Source organism: Actinomycetes bacterium (assembly GCA_036000965.1).
Taxonomy (GTDB): Bacteria; Actinomycetota; CALGFH01; order CALGFH01; family CALGFH01; genus DASYUT01.
In genome coordinates this window covers 1-2,316 of record DASYUT010000101.1, presented here as the reverse complement: position 1 = coordinate 2,316, position 2,316 = coordinate 1, and the positions used below count along the sequence as shown (strand labels likewise).

The window sequence follows — 2,316 nt, the reverse complement described above, 5'->3', positions numbered from 1 at the left end:
GGGTGTAGCTCGTTCGCAGGGACCTGTTGAGCTGGGAAGTTGCTGGTCTGGCTGCGCGTGAGAGGATGACCGTCACGTACTGTGCGGTGATGGATGGGAACGACGTTGGGTTCGTTGATGGCGGAGTTGGAAGCGCGGGAGGCCGCGGCCCGTGGCCGGGCGGAGGCGTTGCGTGCACGCATTGCCGAGCTGACCGAGCAGTTGACCGCCGAGGAGGAGCTGCTGTCGCGGTTGGGGATCACGCGGCAGATGGTCGTGGAGATCCTTGGCGGCCGTGACGAGCACGGGTGGGGGGCGCTGGCGGGCGGTGTCGAGCTGGACGGCGACGCCGGAGTTCGGGCTGCGTTGCGTATCGACGGCCCAATCGCACGCGCTGCGCTGGAGGAGGCTCCTGCGCCGGTGCGTGTGGGAGCGGTCAGGGTGCCTCAGTGGCAGGCGGGGGTGGCTGAGGCGGTGCTGCCGGTGGCCTACCGTGACGTGCTGGAGGTCCTGGCGGATGCGGGGCAGCCGCTGCGCGCCAAGCAGATCGCTGCTGCGCTGGGGCTGGGCGGCGAGCCCCGCAGCGTGGAGGGGCTGCGCTTGAAGCTCAAGCGTCTGGTCAAGCGTGGCTGGCTGGCCGAGCCTGAAGCGGGCTTGTTCGCCCGCCGCACCCAACCGGCCGAGTCGCATCGATAGGTGGCCAGCGGTTGGCCGTAGCCTCGGCGGCGTCAACTCCCCCGGACCGCAATGAAAGAAGCGCCGATGCCATCCTGCGCCGCCGAAGCCGCCATCGATCCGTTCGCTGCCTCCCACTCGGTGTTTGATGCCCTGGCCTTGGAGTTGGGCGCCGAAGAGGCCGCCAGGCTGGGGCATGCCGAGCTGGAGGACCTGCTGGAGCTGCGTGGTCGGGAGCTGCTGCGGCAGTTGCTGCAGGACCACCTCGACTTGCGGCAGATCCGTGAGGAGCGGGCGGTGCGCGCCCGCCCGACACCGGTGACCGGCGCCGACGGCGTTACCCGCCGCGCGGTCGAGACCGGCCACCGCCGCCTGCTGGCCAGCATCTTCGGGACGGTCGTGGTGGGCCGGTGTGCCTGGCGTGCGCAGGGCCGGGTCAACGTCTACCCGGCCGATGCGGCGCTGCGCCTGCCCAGGGGGCGTCACAGCCACGGGCTGCGGCGGCTGGCCGCCCTGGAGGCGGTGCGCGGCTCGTTCGACCAGGCGACCGAGGCGATCGGTCGCCGCTGCGGGCCGGTGGTGGGCAAGCGGGGGGTTGAGCAGTTGACCGTGGCCGCTGCGGCCGACATCGACGCGTTCTACCGTGCCGTGGTGCCCCAGCCGTGCAGCGACGCCACCGTGCTGGTGTTGTCGGTGGACGGCAAGGGTGTGGTGATGCGCCCCGAGGCGCTGCGGGAGGCGACCGTGAAGGCGGCCCAGGCCAAGGGCGCCAACACCTACCGGACGCGGCTGGCCAGTGGCGAGAAGCAGGGACGCAAGCGGATGGCCACCCTGGGGGTGGTCTACGACGCCACCCCGGCCCCCCGCCGCGCCCACGATGTCATCTGCGTCCCCGCCGCCACTGCCGAGGGCCGCAGCGGCCAGCGCCCCCGCCGGGGTGGCCCCAAGGCCCAAGCGAAGTGGCTGACCGGCTCGATCACCCAAAGCAGCGAGCAGGTCATCAAGGCGGTCTTCGACCAGGCGGAACAACGCGATCCGACCCACCGCCGCACCTGGGTGGTGCTGGTCGACGGCGCCCGCCACCAACTGGACCTGGTCCGCGCCGAGGCGGCTCGCCGCGGCGTGACCGTGCACATCCTCATCGACCTGATCCATGTCATGGAGTATTTGTGGAAGGCCGCCTGGTGCTTGCACGCCGATGGTGACCCCCACACCGAGGCGTGGGTCGCCACCCATGCGATCAGCATCCTGTCCGGGCGGGTCGCCCAGGCCCTCACCACCATCGACGGCCAGGCCATCCAGGCCGGACTGTCCGGCGACCAGCGTCGCGGCATCGACACCTGCATCGGCTACCTGCGGGCCAAGCAGGAGTTCCTGGACTACGACACCGCGCTGGCCCGCGGCTGGCCGATCGCCACCGGGGTGATCGAAGGAGCGTGTCGGCACCTGATCGGCGACCGCTTGGACATCAGCGGTGCCCGCTGGGGCCTGGACGGCGCCGAGGCCGTCCTCAAACTCCGCGCGGTCAACACCAACGGCGACTTCGACCGCTACTGGCGCTTCCACCTCGCCCGCGAGAACCACCGCGTCCACAGCCCCTACAACCAGGACACCTACGACCTCGCAGCCTGATCAGCAGGTCCCTGCAGACGAGCTACACCC

General features: G+C 71.1%; 2 protein-coding genes. Both read left to right on the top strand.

Features of this window, described 5'->3' with window-relative positions:
• Window positions 1-93 precede the first annotated feature (93 nt).
• Window positions 94-675, top strand: coding sequence for a hypothetical protein (locus VG276_07660; GenBank protein ID HEV8649269.1), 582 nt, complete (start codon window positions 94-96; stop codon window positions 673-675).
• A 66-nt stretch (window positions 676-741) separates the two neighbouring features.
• Window positions 742-2,286, top strand: coding sequence for an ISKra4 family transposase (locus tag VG276_07655; GenBank protein ID HEV8649268.1), 1,545 nt, complete (start codon window positions 742-744; stop codon window positions 2,284-2,286).
• The last annotated feature ends 30 nt before the right edge of the window (window positions 2,287-2,316 follow it).

Coding starts and splice junctions, on each gene's coding strand:
- VG276_07655 (HEV8649268.1), top strand. CDS start 742: ATGCCATCCTGCGCCGCCGAAGCCGCCATCGATCCGTTCGCTGCCTCC.
- VG276_07660 (HEV8649269.1), top strand. CDS start 94: ATGGGAACGACGTTGGGTTCGTTGATGGCGGAGTTGGAAGCGCGGGAG.